1 rRNA gene is annotated in these 547 nt (G+C 52.5%); it reads left to right on the plus strand.

The features are described from left to right. Positions 1 to 547: ribosomal RNA gene (locus tag AB4Z42_RS28385) — 16S ribosomal RNA — on the plus strand; the annotation flags it as partial.

Genomic DNA, 547 nt, shown 5'->3' on the forward strand with positions numbered 1-547 from the left:
GGATTAGATACCCTGGTAGTCCACGCCCTAAACGATGTCAACTAGTTGTTGGGGATTCATTTCCTCAGTAACGTAGCTAACGCGTGAAGTTGACCGCCTGGGGAGTACGGTCGCAAGATTAAAACTCAAAGGAATTGACGGGGACCCGCACAAGCGGTGGATGATGTGGATTAATTCGATGCAACGCGAAAAACCTTACCTACCCTTGACATGCCACTAACGAAGCAGAGATGCATTAGGTGCCCGAAAGGGAAAGTGGACACAGGTGCTGCATGGCTGTCGTCAGCTCGTGTCGTGAGATGTTGGGTTAAGTCCCGCAACGAGCGCAACCCTTGTCTCTAGTTGCTACGAAAGGGCACTCTAGAGAGACTGCCGGTGACAAACCGGAGGAAGGTGGGGATGACGTCAAGTCCTCATGGCCCTTATGGGTAGGGCTTCACACGTCATACAATGGTGCATACAGAGGGTTGCCAACCCGCGAGGGGGAGCTAATCCCAGAAAATGCATCGTAGTCCGGATCGTAGTCTGCAACTCGACTACGTGAAGC

It is taken from the genome of Mycobacterium sp. 2YAF39 (genome assembly GCF_052114565.1).
Classification (GTDB): Bacteria; Actinomycetota; Actinomycetes; order Mycobacteriales; family Mycobacteriaceae; genus Mycobacterium.